Origin of the sequence: Terrabacter aerolatus (assembly GCF_007991735.1) — a bacterium.
Taxonomy (GTDB): domain Bacteria; phylum Actinomycetota; class Actinomycetes; order Actinomycetales; family Dermatophilaceae; genus Terrabacter; species Terrabacter aerolatus.
In genome coordinates this window covers 42,912-63,831 of sequence record NZ_BJYX01000012.1, presented here as the reverse complement: position 1 = coordinate 63,831, position 20,920 = coordinate 42,912, and the positions used below count along the sequence as shown (strand labels likewise).

The window sequence follows — 20,920 nt, the reverse complement described above, 5'->3', positions numbered from 1 at the left end:
CGATGCATGCCCCCGTCATCGGGATGGCACAGCAGCCCCACAGCGGCGCTCGCGACGGTGGAGTCATCCCACCGAAGGAGTTCCCATGAGCACCGTTCCCCGCGCCCTGCGCCGAGCCCGACTGTGGACCGCCGGTCTCATGACCGCCGCCACCGTCCTCGTCGGCGCCGTCGGCATCCACCTGGCCGACGCCCAGACCCAGACCGTCGCGACGCAGACCACGGCCCAGACCTCCTCGAGCTCGTCGGGCTCGTCGGTCTCCTCCAGCTCGTCCGGCTCGTCCGAGAGCTCCTCGTCGAGCTCCGGCTTCGGCGCCGTGGCCCCGGTGAGCGGGAGCAACGCCCAGGCGCAGACGAACTCGGGCGGGTCGTGATGGACACCATCGCCGGCCCCCAGGTCGCCTCGAGCACCTTCGAGGCCATCGGCACGAGGAATACCGTCCTCGTCACGCAACCCGAGGTCCTGCCCGAGGCCGTCGAGATCGCCCGGCGCCACCTGCGTGAGGTCGACCGGGCCGTGAGCCGCTTCCGGCCCGACTCCGAGGTGAGTCTCCTTGCGGCGCGGGCTCGCCGGGCACCCGCGGAGGCCTTCGTGTCACCGACCTTCGCGGCATACCTCCAGGCGGCGCTGCGCGTCGCTCGACTCACGGGAGGTCTCGTCGACCCGACCGTGGGCTCGGCGCTCGTCGCCGAGGGCTATGACGCCGACCTCGACGTCGTGCGCGGCCGGCAGGGCTTCCACCAGGTGCGCGTCGCGGGCGTGCCGCGCTGGCACACCGTGCATCTCAACGTCTCGGGTCGCCGCGTCTCCGTCGCTCCCGGCACCCTGCTCGACCTCGGCGCCTCGGCGAAGGCGTATGCCGCCGACTCCATCGCCGCCCTCCTCGCCGAGTCCCTGCCGGGCGGGTTCGTCGTCAACCTCGGCGGTGACGTCGCGGTGTCGGGCGAGCTGCCGCCGCAGGGCTGGTCGGTCGGCATCGAGGACGCGTCGGGCTCGGTCCGGCGGGTCGTCACGAGCACCGGGCAGGCCATCGCGACGTCCTCGACGCAGCTGCGTGTCTGGGACACCGACGCCGGCCCGCGCCACCACATCGTCGACCCCCGCACCGGCCACACCGCGCCCACCGTCTGGTCGCAGGTGTCGTGCGCAGCCGCGTCGTGTCTCGAGGCCAACGCCGCGTCGACGGCCGCCATCGTGCTCGGCGACGAGGCGCCGGAATGGCTGACGAGCCAAGGCATCCCGGCCCGGCTCGAGACGCCGACCGGTGTCGTGCTGACGACGCCCGGCTGGCCGGACGAGACCCGCAGGGCCGCCTGATGAACGAGCTGCTCTGGTACGTCTCGCGCGCCACCGGCGTCGTCAGCATGGTGATGCTCACCGTCGTCGTCGTGCTCGGCCTCGTCACGTCCGGGCGACGCCGGCCCACCGGCGACTCCGCGACCATCGTCATGGCGGTGCACCGCTGGCTCTCGCTCGGCACGAGCGTCTTCCTCCTGGCCCACATCGCGACGGCGGTCGCCGAGACGTACGTGTCGATCGACCTCGTCTCGGCGGTGCTCCCCTTCACGTCCGGCTACGAGACGCTGTGGGTCGGCCTCGGCACGCTGTCCTTCGACGTGCTGCTCGCCGTCGTCGTCACCTCGGTGCTCCGCCACCGCCTCGCCGAGCGCACCTGGCGCCGCGTGCACCTGCTCTCCCACGCGCTCTGGCCGATGGCGATCGTCCACGGCCTCGCGCTCGGCACGAGCGGCGAGTGGCTCCTGCGCGGCACGACGTTCGCGTGCGCCGTCGTCGGCGTCGGTGCCATCGCCTGGCGCTACACCTCCACCCACCTCGACCGAGAGCGGCGCGTCGCCGTCGCAGCCCAGGAGTGGTCATGACCATCGTGTCCCTGCTCGCCGAGGCCGGCCTCACCGGCCGGGGCGGTGCCGCCTTCAGCACCGCGACGAAGGTCGCGGCCGCCCACGCCCACGACGCCGAGCTCGTCGTCAACGCCTGCGACGGCGAGCTCGGCGCCGCCAAGGACGGCTGGGTCGTCGCCAACCGCCTGGGCGAGCTCGTCGACGGCGCCACCGAGATCGCCGACGGCGCCAGGGTGACGTATGCCGCCCACCGCGGCTCCGAGACGGCCCACCTGCTGCGCGCGGCCGGGCTGCGGCTGCTCGCCGTGCCGCCGCGCTACGTCTCGTCGGAGGAGTCGGCGATCATCTCGCTCGCCCAGGGCGGCCTCGCCCGGCCCATGACGAAGCGGCAGCCGTTCGTTCGGGGTGGCCGCGACTCCGAGGGTCGGCGGATCAGCCCGATGGTCGTCCTCAACGCCGAGACGGTCTGGCGCGCCTCGCAGATCTCGCGCCACGGCGCCGCCTGGTTCCGGTCGTACGGCACCCCCGACCAGCCCGGTCCGCGGCTCGTCTCGGTGAGCACCCCGAGCGCGCGAGGAGTCGTCGCAGAGACCGCGGCCGGGGCCCCGGTCGACGCCCTGCTCGACCTGGCCGGAGGCCGACCCGACACCTCGCCCGCGCTCCTGGTCGGCGGGCTCGGCGGCACGTTCGTCCGGACCGCCGACGTCGACGGGCTGCACTGGTCCGACGCCGACCTGGCGCGGGTCGGTGCCCGCACCGGGCCCGGAGTGCTCGAGGTGCTCGATCCGACCGACTGCCCGCTCGGCTTCGTCGACCGGTGCCTCACGTGGGCCGCGGGCGAGTCCGCCGGCCAGTGCGGACCGTGCATGTTCGGGCTTCCCGCCCTGTCCGCGGACTGGCGCGCGCTCGCGTCGGGGCGCGACGACACGGCATACGCCCGCGTGCGCTCACGGGTCGGGCTGCTGCCGGGGCGCGGCGCGTGCCGCTTCCCCGACGGGGTGGCCGGCTTCGCGTGGTCGGCGCTGCACGTCTTCGCCGAGCACCTCGAGCAGCATCGCGCCGGTCGGTGCGACGCCGCCGATCTGCGCACGACCGAGAGGAGGACGATGTCCACGCCCACTGACAGGACGAGTGGCGCCGGCGGTGTCGGGGGTGCCGGACGGACACGACGACCGGCCGACGACACGGGTCGGCGGCTCGGGCTGGTCCACGAGCCGCGCGTCGCGGTCGACCGCGTCGCCTGCACCGGGCACGGCGTGTGCGCCCAGCTGCTCGCCGGCGTCACGCTCGACGAGTGGGGCTACCCCGTCGTCGGCGACGACCGCGTCGTCGGTGAGGACGGGCGCGAGCTCGCCGACACGGCCGTGCGGCTGTGCCCGGCCCGGGCGCTGTACCTGCGCTGACGGGGGCCGGACGCACCGGCCCTGGTGGCCGGTTTCGTCCGGTTTGACCGGCATTCCGCGGGCGGTGCGGGGCGGGTGGTGGCAGGCTGGCCCCAGCGGCAGCGAGGGTGTGTCTGAATGTGATTGATCCGGTGTTCAAACGTGCACGATTGCTCATAGACTGCGCCCCGTGATGCGTGAAGCAGTGGTCGGGATCGACATCGGGGGGACCCGGGTCAAGTCGGTCCTCATGACCCCCGACGGCGGGGTGCTGGCCGAGACGGTGCACCCCACTCCCGACCGCGTCGGCGACCAGCTGGGCGAGCTCGCCGCCAAGGCGTTCGTCGAGCTGACGGCGCAGGCCGACGAGGCCGTCGAGGTGCTCGCCGTCGGCGTCGCGGTGCCCGGCCTCGTCGACGACGAGGCCGGCATCGGCATCTGGTCGGCCAACCTCGGTTGGCGCGACCTCGACCTGCGGGGCGCCGTCGCCGCCCACGTCGACGTGCCGGTCGCCGTCGGCCACGACGTGCGATCGGGCCTCCTGGCCGAGCACCGACTCGGCGCGGCGCGTGACGCCGACAACGTGCTCTTCGTGCCGCTCGGCACGGGCCTGGCGAGCGCCATCCTCTGCCGGGGCCGGCTCGTCACCGGGTCGAGGTGGACCGGCGAGATCGGCCACGTCGTCGTCGCGCCCGACGGTCCGCTCTGCGGGTGCGGCCAGAAGGGCTGCCTCGAGGCGGTGTCGAGCGCCGGCGCCATCGGCCGTCGCTGGTCCGAGGCGACCGGGCTCGTCGGCGACGCCGAGGAGGTGGCCCGCCGTGCCGAGGCCGGTGAGGCCGAGGCCGTCCGCGTCTGGCAGGAGGCCGTCGACGCCCTCGCCGTCATGGTCGCCCCGATCGTGGCTGCCGTCGGCACCGAGATGGTGCTCATCGGTGGCGGACTCGTGCACGCCGGCGACACGCTCCTCGAGCCGCTGCGCGCGGCGCTCCGGACCCGTCTCGGAGGGCGTGACGACGTCGTCGTCGAGGCCGCCGCCCTCGGCTCGCGCGCCGGCTCGCTCGGCGCCGCGACGATCGCCCTGGACCTCGTCGGTCGATGATCGTCACCGTCACCCCCAACCCCGCGCTCGACATCACGTATGCCGTGCCCTTCGTCGCTCTCGGCGACTCCCACCGCGTCGCCTCGGTGAGCGAGCGGGCCGGCGGCAAGGGCCTCAACGTCGCAGCGGTGCTCTCCTCGATGGGTCATCCGACCGTCGCGGTGGCACCGGCCGGCGGGACCGACATCGACCTCTTCCGCTCCGACCTCGCCGCGCGCCGGGTGCCGCACCGCCTCGTGCCCTCACCGTGCCCGACGCGGCGTTCGGTGGCGGTCGTCGAGGCGAGCGGCCGCGCGACCCTCTTCAACGAGCCCGGCGTCGGTCAGTCGCAACGGGTCTGGGACCGCGTCATCGACGAGGTGGCTGCCCTCGCGCCCCAGGCGTCGGTGCTGACGGTGTCGGGCAGCTTCCCTCCCGGCACGGATGCCGAGCTGGTGCGCCGTCTCGTGCGACTCGCCCACGAGGCCGGCCTGCGCGTCGTCCTCGACGTCAGCGGCGTCCACCTGTCGCGCGTCCTGGCCCTCGGCCCCGACCTCGTCAAGCCCAACCGGGTCGAGGCGGCGCAGACCCTGACCGGCCTCGGTCGCGGTGAGGTGCCGTCGGTGCCCGGTGCGGCTCGCGCTCTCGTGGCCGCCGGGGCGCGGGCCGCGGTCATCAGCGACGGCACCAACGGGCTCGTCCTCGCACACGACGACGTCCTGCTCCGCGCCTACCTGCCGCGTCCGCTCTCGGGCAACCCGACCGGTGCCGGCGACGCCCTCACGGCGGCGCTCGCCGCCGACCTCGACGAGATCGGCGACCTGCCGCGCGGGGTGCAGGAGTGGACGGCCGTGCTGCGCCGCGGGGTGGCGTGGTCGGCGGCCGCGGTGCTGCAGCCCGTCGCCGGGTCGGTCGACCCGGCGGACGTCGACCGCCTGCTCGCCGCTGTCGAGATCGAGGAGCTCCGTCCGTGACCCGTTCCGCACTGACGCCCGTGCTCGCCGAGGCGTCCGCCGCCGGCCGGGCCGTGGCGGCCTTCAACGTCATCCAGCTCGAGCACGCCGAGGCGTATGCCGCCGCAGCGGAGCGGGTCGGCCTGCCGGTCGTCATGCAGATCTCCGAGAACTGCGTGCGCTACCACGGCGCCTTGGCGCCGCTCGCGGCAGCGACGTTGGCCATCGCCGACGCCTGCTCCCAACCCGTGGTCGTGCACCTCGACCACGCCGAGGACGTGACCCTCGTCGAGGAGGCGGTCCGGCTCGGGCTGACATCGGTGATGTTCGACGGGTCGACGCTGCCCGACGACGAGAACCGTTCGGAGACAAGGCGCGTCGTCGACCTGTGCCGCGCGGCCGGCGTGTCGGTCGAGGCCGAGCTCGGTGAGGTCGGTGGCAAGGACGGCGTGCACGCCCCCGGGGTGCGCACCGACCCGGCCGACGCCGCTCGCTTCGTCGCCGACACCCGGGTCGACGCGCTCGCCGTCGCCGTCGGGAGCAGCCACGCGATGACCGACCGCACGGCAGAGGTCGACACGGATCTCATTGCGGCACTGAGGGACTCGGTCCCGGTGCCCCTGGTGCTACACGGCTCGTCCGGGGTGCCCGACGCGGGCCTCGTCGCGGCGGTGCAGGCGGGGATGACGAAGGTCAACATCGCGACCCACCTCAACCAGGTGTTCACCCGTGCCATGGTCGAGCGGCTCGAGCAGTCGCCGACGGTCGACACGCGCAAGTACCTCGGAGCAGCCCGCGAAGCCGTGACCGACGAGGCCGCCCGCCTGATGGCTCTCCTCGCCCACCCCTGACCGGGTCAGGTGAGGACGATGCTTCTCGTGAGGTTGCGGGGGGCGTCGGGGTCGAGGCCGGCGGCGTCGGCCTTGCCGAGGCAGAGGCGGTGCAGCCGGACGAGGTCGGCGAGAGGGTCGATGTCGCGGTGCTCGAACCGCGCTCCCGTCGCCGCCACCTGCTCGCGCAACCCCTCCGGCACCTCGCCGAACGCCCACACGACCCGCCCCGGCGCCGCGATGCTGATGGGGCCGTGGCGGTACTCCATCGCCGGGTAGGACTCGGACCAGAACTGCGCCGACTCGCGCAGCTTGAGCGCCGCCTCGTTGGCGATCCCGTTGGTCCACCCGCGCCCGAGGAAGGTCACCTGCTCCGCCCCGACGAGGGGGCCGTATGCCGTGTCGGCGTCCTCCGCGAGCACCGCGCGGGCCTGCTCCGCCGCCGCCCCGAGGTCCTCGCCGAGGGAGGCACGCAGCAGCGCGAGGGTCGTCGTGGCGAAGCGCGTCTGCACGACGCTCTGCTCGTCGACGTCGTCGAGCAGCACTGTGGCGTCGGAGCGCTCGGCCACGGGGGTGCCCGACGTCGCGACGAACGAGACGTGCGGGGTGCCGGCCGCGCGCAGCTCCTCGACGACGGCCATGACCTCGGTCGTCGTGCCGGAGCGGGAGATGAGCACCACGCGGTCGTAGCCACGGGCGAGACGGTGCTCGGAGGCGGCATACGCGTCGGTGAGCCCCTGTCCGAGCTCCTCGCGGCGGGCGGCATACGCCTGGCCCATGAACCACGACGTGCCGCACCCGATCGTGGCGACCCGCTCGCCGGGTCGCGGCAGGTGGCCGGCGATGTCGTCGAGGCGGCCGGCGACGCGCTCCCAGTCGTCGGGCTGGGTGGCGATCTCCTGGGCGAGGTGGGTGGTCTGCGACATGGGCTCTCCCGACGGTGACGGCGGGCGACGGTCGCCCGGTGACACACTGCTTGTGTCTGCGCGAAACCAACCCTAAACGCGCAGAGATGCACATGTCCATTGCTCGAAGTGCGCGGTATCGTCGGCGCGTGACCGATGAGACCGATCCCGCCCGCAACCGCGCCAGCCGCTGGTCGGTCATGCTCGACCGGCTCGCGACCACGGGCCGCCTCGGCGTCGGTGAGGCGGCCGAGCTGCTCGGCGTCAGCGAGGCGACGATCCGACGCGACTTCTCCGAGCTCGCCAAGCGCCAGCTCGTCGCGCGCAACCATGGCGGCGTCGTCGCGACGAGCGTCGCCTACGAGCTGCCCTACCGCTACCGCAGCAGCATGGCGGACGACGACCGCACCCGCGTCGCCGAGGCCGCGGCCGCCCTCGTCGAGCCCGGCCAGGTCATCGGCCTCAACGGCGGCACGACGACGACCGCCACGGCGCGGGCCATCACCGCGCGCGAGGACCTCGCCGCCGATGGCGAGATCACCATCGTCACCAACGCCCTCAACATCGCGACCGAGGCGGTGCTGCGCCCGCACGTCCAGTGCGTCTCGCTCGGCGGCGTCGCCCGTCCCGAGTCCTACGAGGTCACCGGTCCGCTCGCGACCCTCGTGCTCCAGCAGCTCTGGATCGACGTCGCCATCGTCGGCGTCAACGCGCTCTCGGCCCGCGAGGGCGCGACGTGTCGGCACGAGGAGGAGGCCGCGATCATCCGCACGATGATCGAGCGCGCGCAGCAGGTGATCTGCGTCGCGACGTCGGAGAAGCTCGGGATGCGCACCTTCGCCTCGATCTGTCCCGCCGAGCGCATCGACCACCTCGTCACTAGCGTGGGTGCAGACCGCACCGAGGTCGAGGCGCTCCGGGCGGCGGGCGTCCAGGTCCACGAGGTCTGACATCGAGCACGCCTTTGCGTGATTGTGATCGGATCACCCGAGATTCAGTCAAGATTGCTCTTGCGGACACCCGAATGCCGCTCTAGGTTGGGCGTCACCGTGGCCGGGTCGGCGCGTCACCGCGCCGCCAGCACCCCGGCACCGAACCAAGGAGAGACATGACGTCGACGAAGAAGTCCGTGGTCGTCGCGGGCGTGGCCATCGCAGGCCTGGCCCTCGGCGCGTGCGGCGGGGGCACCGGCGCCGGCACGAGCGCAGGCGCGAGCGGGGGCAGCGGCCAGGAGGTCAAGACGATCAAGCTCGTCGCGGCCGAGTACTCCAAGGACCACACCAAGGCGTTCTGGGATGCGTTCGCCAAGACGTACAACCAGAAGACGGGCTACACCCTGGACGTCCAGGTCGTCAGCTGGGACAACATCGACCAGCAGTCCTCGACGATGATCCAGAACAACCAGGCGCCGGACATCCTCAACCTCAACGCCTACGCGAGCTATGCCAAGGACGGCCTGCTCTACGACTCCGACACCGTGCTGCCTGCCGCCGTCAAGAGCGACATCCTCGACACGTTCGTCAAGTACGGCACCTACCAGGGCAAGTTCTACGGCTTCCCCGACCTGTCCTCGGCGCGCGCCTTCTTCTACAACAAGACGCTCTTCAAGCAGGCCGGCATCAACGAGCCGCCGAAGACGTGGGCCGAGCTCGAGGACGACGCGAAGAAGATCACCGCGCTCGGCAACGGCAACGTCGGCTACGCCCTCCCGCTCGGCCCCGAGGAGTCGCAGGGCGAGTTCTCCATGTGGCTGTTCAACAACGGCGGCACGTGGAAGGACGGCACGAAGTGGACGATCAACTCCGACAAGAACGTCGAGACGCTGACCTTCCTCAAGAAGCTCGCTGACGAGAAGGTCACGCAGAACAACCCGGCCCGCACCAACCGCGCCGATGCCTTCGACCTCTTCAAGTCCGGCAAGGCCGGTATGGTCATCGGCTTCAGCCCGCTGGCCGGTGCCCTCGACGCCGACAAGAAGGTCGACTACGGCGTCGCGCCCTTCCCGTCCAACGACGGCTCGCCGAGCAAGACCTTCGGCGTCACCGACTACCTCATGGCCTTCAAGAAGCCGGGCAACGAGAAGGCGGTCAAGGCCTTCTACGACCTCTACTACCAGCCCGACCAGGTCAACACGTTCATCAAGGCCGAGGGCTTCCTCCCCGTCACGAAGTCGGGCGTCCAGCAGTTCCAGAGCGACCCGAAGCTCAAGGTCTACCTCGACACCCTGCCGAACGCGCAGCTGACCCCGACCGACGACCCGACGTGGGACAAGGTCAAGCTCGCCGTCCAGCAGAACCTCGGCGGCGGCATCAACGGCTCCCCCAAGGCCACCCTCGACGGTCTGCAGAAGACCGCCGAGAACGGCGGCTGAGGCACACGCCCCCGATGACCGAGAGCACCACGGTGACCCCCGACCCCGCCACCACGGCGGGGTCGGGGCGGGGCCGTTCCCGTATGCCGTCACGCGCGGGCCGTCGTCGCCGGGCCGGCCGCATCGGCCAGGTCCACCCCCTCGTGGCGCTGCTGTGGCTCGCGCCGGCCCTCGCGCTCATCCTCGGCGTCGTGCTCTACCCCGCGATCAAGCTCTTCGACGCCTCGCGCGGTGAGTACTCGATCACGGGGCTGCGCAAGGGCGACGCCGGCTGGACCAACTACACGAAGGTCCTCGAGCACCCGGACCTCGGCACGGTCCTGCGCAACACCGTCGTGTGGGTCGTCGCGGTCGTGGCGATCACGATCGTGCTGAGCCTGGCGCTGGCGCAGTTCCTCAGCAAGAGCTTCCCGGGCCGCCGCTTCGTGCGGTGGGCCGTCATCATCCCGTGGGCGGCCTCGCTCGTGATCACGAGCCAGCTGTTCGTCCTGCTCTACGACTACAACTACGGGATCATCAACCACGTCCTGCTCTCGCTGCACCTCATCGGGCAGCCGATCGACTTCCTCGGCGACGACAGCTGGACGATGTTCTCGATGGTCGTCGTCGGCGTCTTCGTGTCGCTGCCGTTCACGATCTTCGTCTTCATCGCCGGGCTCGGTGCCATCCCCGAGGACGTCATGGAGGCGGCGACGGTCGACGGCGCGAGCCCGTGGCAGCGCTACCGGAACATCACGCTGCCGCTCATGCGTCCGGCGCTGATGATCGCGACGGTGCTCAACGTCATCTACGTCTTCAACAGCTTCCCGATCGTCTACACCCTCAACGACCGCAACCCGGGCTACCTGCACGACACGACGATCACGTTCATGTACAAGCTGGCCTTCAAGAGCCAGGAGAAGGACGTGGGCATGTCGGCGGCGGCGGGCATCTTCAACGTCGTGCTGATCCTCGTCGTCGTGGGGATCTACCTCAAGATCATCAACTGGCGCGAGGAGACGAGCCGATGAGCACGACGACGGCTGCCGCGCCGGTGCGGCCGGACGCCCCTCCGCCGCAGGGCAACCGGGTGCACACGACCGACCCGCGTCGCCGCAGGCGCACCCTGATGGCGATCGGGGGTGTCCTCGTCGCGCTCGTCTTCCTCGCGCCCTACCTCGTCATGGTGCTCGACTCGCTGCGCACGAGCACCGACGTCAAGAGCACGCCGCCGACCTTCCTGCCGAAGGTGTGGCAGTGGGACACCTACGCCCAGATCCTCGGCGACGAGCGCTTCCTCAACTGGCTCAAGACCTCGCTCATCATCGCGGCCGGCTCGACGGCGATCGTCATCGTCGTCGCGATCCCGGCGGCGTTCATGACGGCCCGCCACCGCTTCCCGGGCCGCGGCGCGTTCCTGCTGCTCGTGCTCGTGACGCAGATGTTCGCGCCGACCTCGCTCGTCGTGGGCCTCTACCGGCAGTTCTTCGAGCTCAACATGATCAACACCTACGGGGCGCTGATCCTCACGAACGCGGCGTTCAACCTCGCCTTCGCGATCTGGATCCTGCACGGCTTCTTCTCCTCGATCCCGCTCGAGGTCGAGGAGGCCGCGGCGCTCGACGGCGCGAGCCGACTGCAGATCCTGCGCCGGGTCATGCTGCCGCTGACCCTGCCGGGCCTCGTCACGGCGACGATCTTCACCTTCATCGCGGCGTGGAACGAGTACGTCGTGGCGCTGACGCTGATGATCGACGACGACAAGAAGCCGCTGACGGTGGGCATGCGGGCCTACATCACCGGCTACGAGCAGCACTGGGACCAGCTCTTCGCGGCCTCGGTCATCGCCGTCGTGCCGGTCGTCATCCTCTTCGCCGTCATCGAGAAGCACCTCGTCGGCGGCCTCACCGCCGGCTCGGTCAAGTAGCAGCGGCGCCCGGGGCGACCCGGGCGCCGAGGCTCAGTAGTCGCCCTTGATGACGAAGTAGGAGCCGCGGATCGTCCCGGCCAGCTTGGACTTCTGCCGGGCGAACTTGAAGGCCGCCAGCTCGTCGGGGACCTCCATGCCGTCCGAGAGCTTGAAGCCGACGGCGCGCTTGCCGCCCTCGGCGAGCGTCCACAGGACGTTGATCGACAGGCCGGACTCGTAGAAGACGTAGGACCAGCGCACGCCCTCGACCTCGAACTGCGTCGCCTCGAGCGCCGGCGACGCGATGACGATGCCACGCTCCTCGTCGAGGATCCGGCCGACGTGGTTGACGACGTCGGCGGCCTCGTCGGCGGGTTCGGTGCTGAAGGTGTGGTCGTACTTGTTCTTGAAGTAGCGGGCCTCGTTGGCACGCAGGCCGGCCAGCGCCTCCGCCGCGGGCGAGGACTCCAGCCCGACGGTCGAGACCTCCGTGAAGTCGACGTCGTATGCCATGACCACCCTCCCGCTCCGCCGTTGACCGTGCGCGTGCCGCGCGTTCTCCGGCAAGGCTAGTCGTGGACCTACCCGACCGGGGGCGCCGAGACCCAGAGCGGCGGGGTGGGCACGACGATGCCCATGACGTGGCTGAACCCGGCGGGGCTGTCGAGCCTGATGACCGGGCCGGTGGGGGCTCGGGCGGCGAGCTCGGCGCACTCGTCGCCACGGCACCACCGGGGCAGGATGCCGCCGGTCTGCTGGCGCACGGCCATGACGAGGGTGCTCGCGATGAGGCGTCCGTCGCGCGTGTGCTTCAGCGCAGGGTCCTGGTACATCACGACGGTCGCCATGTCGGTGCCGGGCGCGTGCGCCGTGGCCTGCTCGGCGATCGCGGCGAACTGCAGGCGGGTCGCCTGGTGCGCCCCGATGTCGGAGCGCCACGAGAGCACGCCGGCGACGGCGAGAACCGCGAGCAGCGCCGTCGCGACGTGCTCGGTCGTCAGGCGGCGGACGCCGGGGGCGTCCTCCCGGGGGTGACGCTCGCCCCGCCGGTCGAGCAGGAGCAGGGCGGCGGGCACGACGGCGAGCAGCCACGTCCACAGCTGTCCGCGGGCCTCGGTGACGATGCCGGTCGCGAGGGTCTGCGCGGCGTCGAGCCCACAGGCGACGGCGAAGGCGAGGAGGACGCGCTGCAGCCGGGGGCGCACGACGGCGTCGCGCCAGCCGAGGACGACGGCCACGAGCGCGACGGCGGCCACCCACCACTGCGCCGACCACATCTGACCGACCGCCGAGAGCCACCGCCCGGTGTTGGTGACGAGGGCGCCCACGGACGTCAGCGGGTTGGACTGGCGCCAGGCCGGGAACTCGAGGCCGAAGTGGCCGTTGAGCACGAGGTTGAGGGTGTAGCTGATGCCGACCCCGACCGCGAAGGCGGCGACCCAGGCGACGACGACGGCGAGCACGCGCCGCCAGGGCGCGTCACGCAGGCAGACGACCGTGACGACGAGCAGCACGACGCCGACCGGCGGATAGGTCATGACGGCAGCCGACTCCGCGACGAGAAGCCAGAGGCCGAGGCGCGCGCGTGAGCGCACCGCCCACGGCAGCAGCCACACCGCGGCGGCGCCGACGAGGACGGACGGCGTCAGGGCGCCGGGCCAGTAGACGAGCTGCACCCAGACGCTCGACGCGTAGAGCGCGACGCCGAGGAGCACGTCCGCGACGGGACGGGGGCGGACGCCGGAGAGGTGCAGCACCCGCCAGACGCCGGCGACGAGCGCGAGGTAGCCCACGGCATACGTCATCGCGGCGGTCGTGGGGGTGCCGTGCTGACCGATCAGCTGCCACCACAGGGTGTTGAGCCAGCGGCCCTCGCTGCTGTTGTAGTAGGCGGGCGGGAGCACGCCCTGGGTGCCGTCGGGGAGCAGGAAGGGCCAGTCGTCCTGCCGGATGAAGGGCGTCACGGCCTGGGCGACGGCGCTCGTGACGAGGAACGCGACGGCGAGGGTGGCCGGGACGAGGTAGCGCCGGGGCGGCGCGGCAGGCAGGATGCGCGCGCGCGGCGCGGCGCGGGTGGCGGTCTGCGTCGTCATGCGGTGGCCCCGGTCATGCACTGGAGGATCCCACGACAGGCTGGCTCCCAGCGCCAGCGCGGCTGGGAGCCTCCTCAGGAAGCGTCCAGATTTCGTTACTAGCCTTGAACTAATGACTTCTCCAGCCGCTCCCGCCGCCCTCGGCCCGCGCTACAAGTGGGTCGCCCTGTCCACGACGACGCTCGGGGTGCTGATCGCCACGATCAACTCCTCGATCCTGCTCATCGCGCTGCCCGACATCTTCCGGGGCCTCGACATCAACCCGCTCGCCTCGGGCAACTCGAGCTACCTGCTGTGGCTCATCATGGGCTACCTCGTGGTGACCGCCGTGCTCGTCGTCACCTTCGGGCGCCTCGGTGACATGTACGGCCGCGTCAAGATGTTCAACGCCGGCTTCGCGATCTTCACGCTCTTCTCGATCGCCCTGTCGGTCACGTGGATGACCGGGACGTCCGGGGTGCTCTGGCTCATCGTCTTGCGCGTGCTCCAGGGCGTGGGCGGCGCCCTGCTCATGGCGAACTCGTCGGCGATCATCACCGACGCCTTCCCCTCCCACCAGCGCGGTCTGGCGCTCGGCCTCAACATGGTGTCGGGAATCGCCGGCTCGTTCCTCGGCCTCGTCATCGGCGGCGTGCTCGCGCCGGTGCAGTGGCGGTACGTCTTCCTCGTGTCGGTGCCGTTCAGCGTCTTCGGCACCCTGTGGGGCTACCTCAAGCTGCGCGACCTCAGCCCGCGGCGCCACCACGTCATGGACTGGTGGGGCAACGTCACCTTCGCGCTCGGCCTCGTCGGTGTGCTCGTCGCCATCACGTACGGCATCCAGCCCTACGGCGACCACGTCATGGGCTGGACCAACCCGTGGGTGCTCGCCTCGATGATCGGCGGCCTCGTGCTGCTCGCGATCTTCAGCGTCATCGAGACCCGGGTGGCGCACCCGATGTTCCACCTCGACCTCTTCCGCATCCGCGCCTTCACGTTCGGCAACGTCGCGAGCCTGCTGTCCGGGCTGGGCCGGGGCGGCCTGATGTTCATCCTCATCATCTGGCTGCAGGGCATCTGGCTGCCGCGGCACGGCTACTCGTTCGAGTCGACGCCGCTGTGGGCCGGCATCTTCATGCTGCCGATGACGGTCGGCTTCCTCGTGGCGGGGCCGCTGTCGGGGTGGCTGTCGGACCGGTACGGCGCGCGACCCTTCGCCACCGGCGGCATGGTCATCGCGGCGCTCAGCTTCGTGTGGCTGGCCCTACTGCCGGTCGACTTCGGCTACTGGACCTTCGCGGCCGCCCTCTTCCTCAACGGTTTCGGCATGGGCCTGTTCGCCTCGCCGAACCGCGCGGCCGTCATGAACGCCGTGCCCGCGAACCGTCGCGGCGTCGGCAGCGGCATGAGCACGACGTTCCAGAACGCGTCGATGGTGCTGTCGATCGGGATCTTCTTCTCGCTCATGATCATCGGCCTGGCCGGCTCGCTGCCGGCGACGATGCAGACGGGCCTCACGGCCCACGGGGTGCCGGTCCCCCAGGCGCACGCCCTCGCCTCGCTGCCCCCGGTCGCCGTGCTCTTCGCGTCGCTGCTCGGCTACAACCCGGTGCAGCAGCTGCTCGGTCCGCACGCGCTGAGCCAGCTCAGGCCGACCGACGCGCAGTACCTCACCGGCCACTCGTTCTTCCCGTCGCTCATCTCCGGTCCGTTCCACGAGGGGCTCGTCGTGGCCTTCGGGTTCGCGATCGTCGCGTGCCTCGTCGCGGCCGTGGCGTCGTGGTTCATGGGCGAGAAGTTCGTGCACGCCGACGACTCGCACGAGACCCCGGTGGCCTCGACGACGCCCGATGCCGCTCCGGCCGAGGCCGACGTGTTGCAGCCGGAGGGGGCGCGGTCGTGAGCGCGACCTCGTCGGGTCCGGCCGTCGCGGCGTCCTCGGGCGTCGCGGCGACGCCCGACGTCGACCGGTTGGCGGGCGAGCTGCGCACCGAGGTCGGCCGCCTCGCCTACCACCTGCGTATGCCGGCCACCCGCTCCGGCGTCACCCCGACGCGCCTGGCGGCGCTCGCCGCCCTGACCCGCTACCCCGACGGGCTGCGGCAGGGCGACCTCGCCGAGCTGATGAACGTCTCGGCGCCGAGCATGACCCGGCTCGTCGAGATCCTCATGGAGGCCGGCTGGGTCGAGCGGCGCCGCGACCCGAGCGACCAGCGGTGCCTGCTGCTGGCCCTCTCGGCGGCGGGCCACGCCACGCTCGACACGCTGCGGGACGAGGCCGCCACCCAGCTGAGCACCGAGATGGCCGACCTCACCGACGACGAGCGGTCGGCCCTGGCCGCCGCGGTCCCCGTGCTGCGCAAGCTCGCCGACCGGCACCTCGACGCGTAGTCTGCGCGGCCCGACGCCCGGTCCTACAGGACGTGGTGGGCGATGAGCTTGTTGAGGTAGGCGACATCGGTGTTGCCCTTGAACTCGAACTTCACCTTGCCGAGGCCCGAGAACCAGAGCTCGAGCTCTGCGTCGAGATCGAACGTCCCAGCGGTCTCGAGCGAGAACGCCTGCACCTTGGTGAACGGCAGGGACGTGAAGTCCTTCTTCTTGCCGGTGATGCCCTGGATGTTGACGGCGATGATGCGCTTGCTCGTGAACACGATGTAGTCGCGCATGCCCTTGAAGGCCATGTAGCCCTGTTCGCCCTCGATGAGGAGCGGGTCGATCTGGGCCGCCACCTCCGCGTAGTCGATGCGGCCGAGCTTGACGTAGCTGGCGTTCTGGAAGTCGATCATGTGACGGCTCCTGCCTGGTGGTGTGGTGGTGGACGACAGCGCCCTGCCCGCGGCGGAGAACCCGCCGCGGGCAGGGCGGGTGGGGTCACTCGCAGGCGATGCCGTCACCGTCCCGATCGAGCTTGCGGGAGTAGCCGGGCTGCCCCGCGTAGATCGGGTCCGCGCCGGCGGCCCGCACCGCAGTGCAGTTGGCGTAGTAGACGTTCGCGAGCGCAGCTGCGGCTGCTGCCTTCTGGGCGGCCGCGTCGGCCTTCGCCTTCGCCGCAGCCTTGGCCTTCGCGGCGGCCTTCGCCTTGGCATCAGCCTTCGCCTTGGCTGCGGCGGTCGCGCGGGCGGCGTCTGCCTTGGCCTTCACCGCCGCGGCCTTGGCCTTCGCCTCGGCGGCCGCCTTGGCCTTGGCCGCAGCGGATTTCGCCGCGGCGTCGGCCTTCGCCTTGGCGTCAGCCTCGGCCTTCGCTGCCGCGGCGGCTGCCGCAGCCTGTTCGGCGGCGGCAGTGTCGACCGTCGACGTCGGTGACGTGGTCGGTGTGGTGATCGGTGTCGTCGTGGTCTCCTGGGCATCGACGAGACGGATCGGCACGTTCTCGGTCGAGGGTGATGCCTGGCTGCAGGCGGTGAGAGCGAGGAGGCTGGCGGCGACGGTGAGCGTGATGCGAATGCGTGAGTTCATAACCCTTTTCCCTGGTTCCCCTGTGTGAACCCTCGAGGCTACGGACGGCCCGGCCGTCGGGGACGCGAATCAGAGATTTCGGTCAGCGCACGCATCGGCGTCTCCGGTGCCGCGGGCCTTCGCCCCAGTTTTCCTCCGGCACCTGCAACACTCGCAGTGAGTGCAGGCGTATCCACGCGTCGATAGGGGTGTCAGATGTTCTGGTCCATTGCTGGCGGAGTCTTCGCCCTGGTGTTGCTCGCGGCCTGGCTGTCCGACCGCCGGAACAAGCAGCGGCACGAGATGAGGTCCCTGTCGGAGGCCCTCAGCCCGCGACACGGTGCGGCCGACGGCGTTGCCGAGAAGGCGACCGACTACGGCGTCGGAGGCGAGCGGAACTTCGGCGGGGTCAACGGCCCGATGGGCGGTCTTCCCTACGGTGGCTGAGTCGGTCACCGGATGACTGCCTTCTGGACCGTCGTCGGCGTGCTCCTCGCCGCGGGCCTCGGCCTCATCGTGTGGGGCTCGCAGTCGGGGTCGGGACCGTCCGGGCAGGACCTCTCGGCGCGGCGGGGCACAGAGACGCGGGTCGGCGCGGTGCTGGTGGTCGTCTCCCTGGGCGCCCTGGTCATCGCCTACTTCACCGCCCACTGGCCGTAGCCGAGCCCGTCGGGTGCCGGCCATCGCGTGCGAGCGACGGCCGGCCGGCATACCTCGAGCGCGCGCGGACCCGCGCGGCTCAGGGCAGCGGGGAGCTCACCTGCGTGGCGAGGAACTGCCGGGCGGCCGCGGAGTCCATCCGGAGGGCGACGTTGGTCGAGCGGCAGACCATGTCTCCCGTGATCGTCGTGGCGGCGATGACGTGTGTCCCGTGGAGGAAGTTGGGCCCGCCGGAGTCCCCACCACATGCCCCGCCCCAGCCGGCCGTCCAGTTCTGGTCCTCGTGGACCCAGCCGGGGGTGACGCTGTTGAGCCCGAGCAGGGCGGACTGCCTCTCGCCGGTGGACGGGTAGGTGTGCGCGCCTCCGCCGAAGGTGACCGTGGAGCCGTAGCCGATCACGTCGAAGCGCTGGTCGCTCGGCGCGCTGTCGAGCTCGTTCGCCGGCGGCAACGTCGCCGGCTCGATGCCGGGGTCGGATGACAGGTGCACGACCGCGATGTCGTTGGTGTCGTTGGCGTAGACGTTCTGTTTCGACGTCAGCTTCGGCACGAAGGCCGGGTCGATCGCGATGGTCCCGCGGTAGTACGTGCTCGTGGCCGTCGGCTTCTGGTCGAAGGTCACCCACGCGATGGGCAGGTGGCCGTTGGAGCGGACGTAGTCGGCGAAGCAGTGGCCGGCCGTGAGGTATGCCGTGTGGTCGATGAGGGCGCCGCTGCAGGCGAACTGCTTGGGGCCGTCCACGGCGTCACTGAAGTAGAGCGCGCCCGCCTCGGGGTGCGCGAGATCGGGCGTCCCGTTGACCATCGCCGTGGCGACCGACGGGACCAGTGCGAGAGCGGCGCCAAGCGCGGCAGCGGGGATCAGTCGCCTCATGCGTGAGCACCTTCCTCGTGGGCGGTCAGCCTGTCAAGGAAGGTGCTCGCTCTCGCCCGTCGCTCTCGCCCGTCGCTCCCGTGACGGAGGGCCGGGCATGCGCCTGTCAGCGCAGCCCGGTCGTGGCGCGCTAGCCCTTCACGTACGCGAACGTCTCGAGGACCTTGCCGTCCCGCACGCGCATCACGTCGACGCCCCGGACGTGCCCGTCGCCCCAGTCGTACAACCACCGGACGAAGGCACGGTCGTCGACGGTCACGACCTCCTCCATCGTGAACCGGGCGTCGGGTGACTGGGCCAGGAACTCGCGGCACGCGGCCAGCACCGCGTCGCGGCCGACGTGTCGGGTCCCGTCCGGTGGGCTCGTCGTCTCGAAGACGCACTCCTCATCCACCACGAGACCCAGCGCGTCGAGATCGTGACTGTTGAGCGCGTCGTGGAATCGCTGGATCGCGGCACGCGTGTCGTCGCTCATCTGCGCCTCCCGCCACTCATGATCCTCCGGGACCGGGCCGAACGGTAGGTGCTCGCGAGCCCTGACCTCGGTGCGACGCGCGGGCCGAGCCGATGGGCCGGAGGCTCGTCACCCGCTGCACGTCACTGGCCGGGGTCCGCCTCGTGGGCGTCCGCGACCAGGCGCCGGTGCAGTCCGTGGTGAGCACGTGGATCTGGCGGGTCAGCTCGGTGTTCGTCTTGAGCTCGAGCTCAGACTCGCTGAAGTCGTGCGCCGCCTTGGCGGACGCGAAGGCCGCCTGGCGGTTCTGCCCGATCATGACGAACGTCGACAGGAAGATCGCCTCGAGCGAGACGACGAGCGTCAGGGTGGGCCACGGGCTCTTCTCGAAGACGATCATCCACACCGCGAAGAGCGCGGCGTGCAGGTAGACGAAGGCCATCGAGCCGGCGAAGGCCGTGATCTTGTCGGCGGTCCGCAGCTGGAAGTCCTGGGCCCGCTGCTGGAGGATCGCGTTGAAGGCGGGATGCGCATGCTTCTGCGCAGGAGCGGTCACATCGGTCATGGAGGTCACGGTAGGACCGAAGGGCCGGCCCGCACCGGAGGTTCGCAGCAGTTGTTTCCCGGCGCTGTCAGCGGTCGCCTAGTCCCGTCCGAGGCTGGCCGCCACGGCGAGCTGGTCGACGAGGTCGTTCATCTCGTGGCCGGAGTGACCCTTGACCCACTGGAAGGCGACGTCGCCGCGCTCCTGGACCGCCAGGACGAGCGGCTCCCACAGGTCGCGGTTCGCGACGGGCTTCTTCGCGGAGGTGGTCCAGCCGCGCTGGAGCCAGCCGTCCCACCACCGGTCGCGGAAGCAGTTGACGACATACGTCGAGTCGCTGACGACGACGAGAGGCCCGGAGATGGCGGTGACGGCCTCCAGGGCGGCGCGGACCTCCATCCGCTGGTTCGTGCTCGGTCGTTCGGCGCCCGACGCGAAGCGGTCGCGGTCGATCGCCCAGGCCCAGCCGCCCGGGCCGGGGTTCCCCGAGCACGCGCCGTCGGTGTAGACGAACGTCGCTCCGTCCGGCGCGACCATGGCCGCCTTCGGTGCCCGAGCCGTCTTCGCGGTCTTGGCCCGCGACGCACGGGCCGTGGCCGGAGCCGGCGTGCCGAGGCCCGGGAGCGCGAGCTCGTTCCGGCAGTCGGCGTGGACCCATCCGGTGTCGTCGCCGCCGGCGCCGAGGATCTCGTCCCCTGCTCGGATGGGCCCCTGGCACCGCACGCAGCGTCCGGGAAACTTGGCCAGCACAGTGCTCCTCCGATGTCGTTCGATCCGCGGCTCAGAGCCTAGTGACACCCACGGACGACGGGAACGCACACCCACCCGCGCCCGACGCGGCCTCCCGTGGTTTGCGTGAGGGCGTATGCCGTCACGCCGAGAACGGTGTCCGCCGACCCGTCGCTCGGGGCTGATCCCCGCCTGCCTTCCCCGTATTCGGCGGCAGTGCGCAGCTAGTCTCGCGATGTGCCCGAGTTCAGCTGGCGACCGGCCAACGACGCGACGAGTGAGGACCTCGAGGCCGTCTTCGACACCGGCGGCGCCCGCAAGTGTCGCTGCCAGGCGCTGAAGGTCCCGGGCTGGATCTGGCGCGACACCACCCAGGAGGAGCGCGACGCCGCGCTCGTGGAGCAGGCCGGTTGCGGCACACCGGGTCCCACGTCCGGACTCCTCGGCTACGTCGACGGCGAACCCGCCGGCTGGGTCGCCGTCGAGCCACGGGAGAACTACCCGAGGATCTGGGCCCGGCAGAAGTCGTGGATGCGGATGGACCCCGAGCTCGACGGCGTCTGGTCGGTCACGTGTTTCGTCGTGCGCAAGGGCTTCCGTCGTCAGGGGCTGATGTACGAGCTCGCCGCTGCCACGGTCGAGTACGGCAGGCAGGTCGGCGCTCGCGTCATGGAGGGCTACCCCACCGAGCCGCCGCCGGGGAAGACGGTGATCTGGGACGAGGCGTCGGTCGGGCTCCTCCAGGTCTTCCTCGACGCGGGCTACGACGTCGAGGCGGCGCCGACCCTGCGCCGGAGGGTCGTGCGACACCGACTCGGCGCGTCCTCCTGACGGTCGGCTCCGTCCGGGCCGCGGTCGAGGCCCATCCGGCGAGGGGCCG

The 20,920-nt window shown here is 71.4% G+C and carries 25 protein-coding genes; 16 read left to right on the top strand and 9 right to left on the bottom strand.

Annotated elements, in window-relative coordinates; genetic code table 11:
* Positions 1-85 precede the first annotated feature (85 nt).
* From TAE01_RS12225 to TAE01_RS12195, 7 genes are all read left to right on the top strand, one after another.
* Positions 86-373 carry a hypothetical protein gene (locus TAE01_RS12225; RefSeq protein WP_147066803.1) on the top strand — a complete coding sequence of 96 codons (288 nt, stop codon included), beginning with the start codon at positions 86-88 and terminating at the stop codon, positions 371-373.
* Positions 373-1,317 (top strand): FAD:protein FMN transferase, encoded by a 945-nt coding sequence (locus TAE01_RS12220; protein WP_147066802.1) that lies wholly within the window; start codon positions 373-375, stop codon positions 1,315-1,317. The genes TAE01_RS12225 and TAE01_RS12220 overlap by 1 nt, the downstream gene beginning before the upstream one ends.
* Positions 1,317-1,880 (top strand): ferric reductase-like transmembrane domain-containing protein, encoded by a 564-nt coding sequence (locus TAE01_RS12215; protein WP_147066800.1) that lies wholly within the window; start codon positions 1,317-1,319, stop codon positions 1,878-1,880. The genes TAE01_RS12220 and TAE01_RS12215 overlap by 1 nt, the downstream gene beginning before the upstream one ends.
* Positions 1,877-3,265, top strand: coding sequence for an NADH-quinone oxidoreductase subunit NuoF family protein (locus tag TAE01_RS12210; protein ID WP_147066798.1), 1,389 nt, complete (start codon positions 1,877-1,879; stop codon positions 3,263-3,265). Before TAE01_RS12215 ends, TAE01_RS12210 begins: the two co-directional genes overlap by 4 nt.
* 172 nt (positions 3,266-3,437) lie before the next feature.
* A complete protein-coding gene (locus TAE01_RS12205; RefSeq protein WP_246111313.1) occupies positions 3,438-4,343 on the top strand; it encodes an ROK family protein in 906 nt (301 codons plus the stop codon).
* Positions 4,340-5,296 (top strand): 1-phosphofructokinase family hexose kinase, encoded by a 957-nt coding sequence (locus TAE01_RS12200; protein WP_147066794.1) that lies wholly within the window; start codon positions 4,340-4,342, stop codon positions 5,294-5,296. Before TAE01_RS12205 ends, TAE01_RS12200 begins: the two co-directional genes overlap by 4 nt.
* The gene (locus TAE01_RS12195; protein ID WP_147066792.1) at positions 5,293-6,126 is read left to right on the top strand and encodes a class II fructose-bisphosphate aldolase; all 834 of its coding nucleotides are present in this window, start codon (positions 5,293-5,295) and stop codon (positions 6,124-6,126) included. Before TAE01_RS12200 ends, TAE01_RS12195 begins: the two co-directional genes overlap by 4 nt.
* Before the next feature lie 5 nt (positions 6,127-6,131).
* On the opposite strand, the gene TAE01_RS12190 is transcribed toward TAE01_RS12195, so the two are convergent.
* Positions 6,132-7,031, bottom strand: a complete 900-nt coding sequence (locus TAE01_RS12190; protein ID WP_147066790.1) for an SIS domain-containing protein — start codon at positions 7,029-7,031, stop codon at positions 6,132-6,134.
* Positions 7,032-7,159: 128 nt separating this feature from the next.
* Between TAE01_RS12190 and TAE01_RS12185 the strand changes: the two genes are divergently transcribed.
* The 4 genes from TAE01_RS12185 to TAE01_RS12170 all read left to right on the top strand — a co-directional run bounded on the left by TAE01_RS12185 (position 7,160) and on the right by TAE01_RS12170 (position 11,287).
* Positions 7,160-7,960, top strand: coding sequence for a DeoR/GlpR family DNA-binding transcription regulator (locus TAE01_RS12185; protein WP_147066787.1), 801 nt, complete (start codon positions 7,160-7,162; stop codon positions 7,958-7,960).
* Positions 7,961-8,118: 158 nt separating this feature from the next.
* Positions 8,119-9,381, top strand: a complete 1,263-nt coding sequence (locus TAE01_RS12180; RefSeq protein ID WP_246111306.1) for an extracellular solute-binding protein — start codon at positions 8,119-8,121, stop codon at positions 9,379-9,381.
* A gap of 14 nt (positions 9,382-9,395) precedes the next feature.
* Positions 9,396-10,391, top strand: a complete 996-nt coding sequence (locus TAE01_RS12175) for a carbohydrate ABC transporter permease (RefSeq protein ID WP_246111305.1) — start codon at positions 9,396-9,398, stop codon at positions 10,389-10,391.
* Complete coding sequence (locus tag TAE01_RS12170; RefSeq protein WP_147066785.1) at positions 10,388-11,287, top strand: carbohydrate ABC transporter permease; 900 nt, start codon at positions 10,388-10,390, stop codon at positions 11,285-11,287. The genes TAE01_RS12175 and TAE01_RS12170 overlap by 4 nt, the downstream gene beginning before the upstream one ends.
* 33 nt (positions 11,288-11,320) lie before the next feature.
* Here TAE01_RS12170 and TAE01_RS12165 read toward each other — a convergent pair whose 3' ends face one another.
* Positions 11,321-11,782 carry a DUF8821 family protein gene (locus tag TAE01_RS12165; RefSeq protein WP_147066783.1) on the bottom strand — a complete coding sequence of 154 codons (462 nt, stop codon included), beginning with the start codon at positions 11,780-11,782 and terminating at the stop codon, positions 11,321-11,323.
* 68 nt (positions 11,783-11,850) lie between these two features.
* The gene (locus TAE01_RS12160) at positions 11,851-13,362 is read right to left on the bottom strand and encodes a hypothetical protein (protein WP_147066781.1); all 1,512 of its coding nucleotides are present in this window, start codon (positions 13,360-13,362) and stop codon (positions 11,851-11,853) included.
* A 112-nt stretch (positions 13,363-13,474) separates the two neighbouring features.
* Here TAE01_RS12160 and TAE01_RS12155 point away from each other — a divergent pair, with 112 nt between their 5' ends.
* Positions 13,475-15,244 carry an MFS transporter gene (locus TAE01_RS12155; protein ID WP_147066779.1) on the top strand — a complete coding sequence of 590 codons (1,770 nt, stop codon included), beginning with the start codon at positions 13,475-13,477 and terminating at the stop codon, positions 15,242-15,244.
* Positions 15,241-15,732: a MarR family winged helix-turn-helix transcriptional regulator gene (locus tag TAE01_RS12150; RefSeq protein WP_147066778.1), complete on the top strand. Its 492-nt coding sequence runs from the start codon at positions 15,241-15,243 to the stop codon at positions 15,730-15,732. The genes TAE01_RS12155 and TAE01_RS12150 overlap by 4 nt, the downstream gene beginning before the upstream one ends.
* A 23-nt stretch (positions 15,733-15,755) precedes the next feature.
* Here TAE01_RS12150 and TAE01_RS12145 read toward each other — a convergent pair whose 3' ends face one another.
* Both TAE01_RS12145 and TAE01_RS12140 read right to left on the bottom strand, forming a co-directional pair.
* On the bottom strand, positions 15,756-16,130 hold the full coding sequence (locus tag TAE01_RS12145) for a PH domain-containing protein (RefSeq protein WP_147066776.1): 375 nt from the start codon (positions 16,128-16,130) through the stop codon (positions 15,756-15,758).
* Between the two features lie 85 nt (positions 16,131-16,215).
* A complete protein-coding gene (locus TAE01_RS12140; RefSeq protein WP_246111304.1) occupies positions 16,216-16,710 on the bottom strand; it encodes an excalibur calcium-binding domain-containing protein in 495 nt (164 codons plus the stop codon).
* A gap of 285 nt (positions 16,711-16,995) precedes the next feature.
* Between TAE01_RS12140 and TAE01_RS12135 the strand changes: the two genes are divergently transcribed.
* Both TAE01_RS12135 and TAE01_RS12130 read left to right on the top strand, forming a co-directional pair.
* Complete coding sequence (locus TAE01_RS12135; protein WP_147066771.1) at positions 16,996-17,226, top strand: hypothetical protein; 231 nt, start codon at positions 16,996-16,998, stop codon at positions 17,224-17,226.
* A gap of 12 nt (positions 17,227-17,238) precedes the next feature.
* Complete coding sequence (locus tag TAE01_RS12130) at positions 17,239-17,439, top strand: hypothetical protein (RefSeq protein ID WP_147066769.1); 201 nt, start codon at positions 17,239-17,241, stop codon at positions 17,437-17,439.
* Positions 17,440-17,518: 79 nt separating this feature from the next.
* On the opposite strand, the gene TAE01_RS12125 is transcribed toward TAE01_RS12130, so the two are convergent.
* From TAE01_RS12125 to TAE01_RS20695, 4 genes are all read right to left on the bottom strand, one after another.
* A complete protein-coding gene (locus TAE01_RS12125; protein ID WP_147066767.1) occupies positions 17,519-18,313 on the bottom strand; it encodes a trypsin-like serine protease in 795 nt (264 codons plus the stop codon).
* A gap of 130 nt (positions 18,314-18,443) precedes the next feature.
* Positions 18,444-18,788, bottom strand: a complete 345-nt coding sequence (locus tag TAE01_RS12120) for a nuclear transport factor 2 family protein (protein ID WP_147066764.1) — start codon at positions 18,786-18,788, stop codon at positions 18,444-18,446.
* 16 nt (positions 18,789-18,804) lie between these two features.
* A complete protein-coding gene (locus TAE01_RS12115) occupies positions 18,805-19,332 on the bottom strand; it encodes a DUF1003 domain-containing protein (protein WP_246111303.1) in 528 nt (175 codons plus the stop codon).
* A gap of 78 nt (positions 19,333-19,410) precedes the next feature.
* Positions 19,411-20,061 (bottom strand): ribonuclease H family protein, encoded by a 651-nt coding sequence (locus TAE01_RS20695; RefSeq protein WP_246111302.1) that lies wholly within the window; start codon positions 20,059-20,061, stop codon positions 19,411-19,413.
* A 216-nt stretch (positions 20,062-20,277) separates the two neighbouring features.
* Between TAE01_RS20695 and TAE01_RS12105 the strand changes: the two genes are divergently transcribed.
* Positions 20,278-20,871 carry a GNAT family N-acetyltransferase gene (locus TAE01_RS12105; RefSeq protein ID WP_147066762.1) on the top strand — a complete coding sequence of 198 codons (594 nt, stop codon included), beginning with the start codon at positions 20,278-20,280 and terminating at the stop codon, positions 20,869-20,871.
* Positions 20,872-20,920 lie beyond the last annotated feature (49 nt).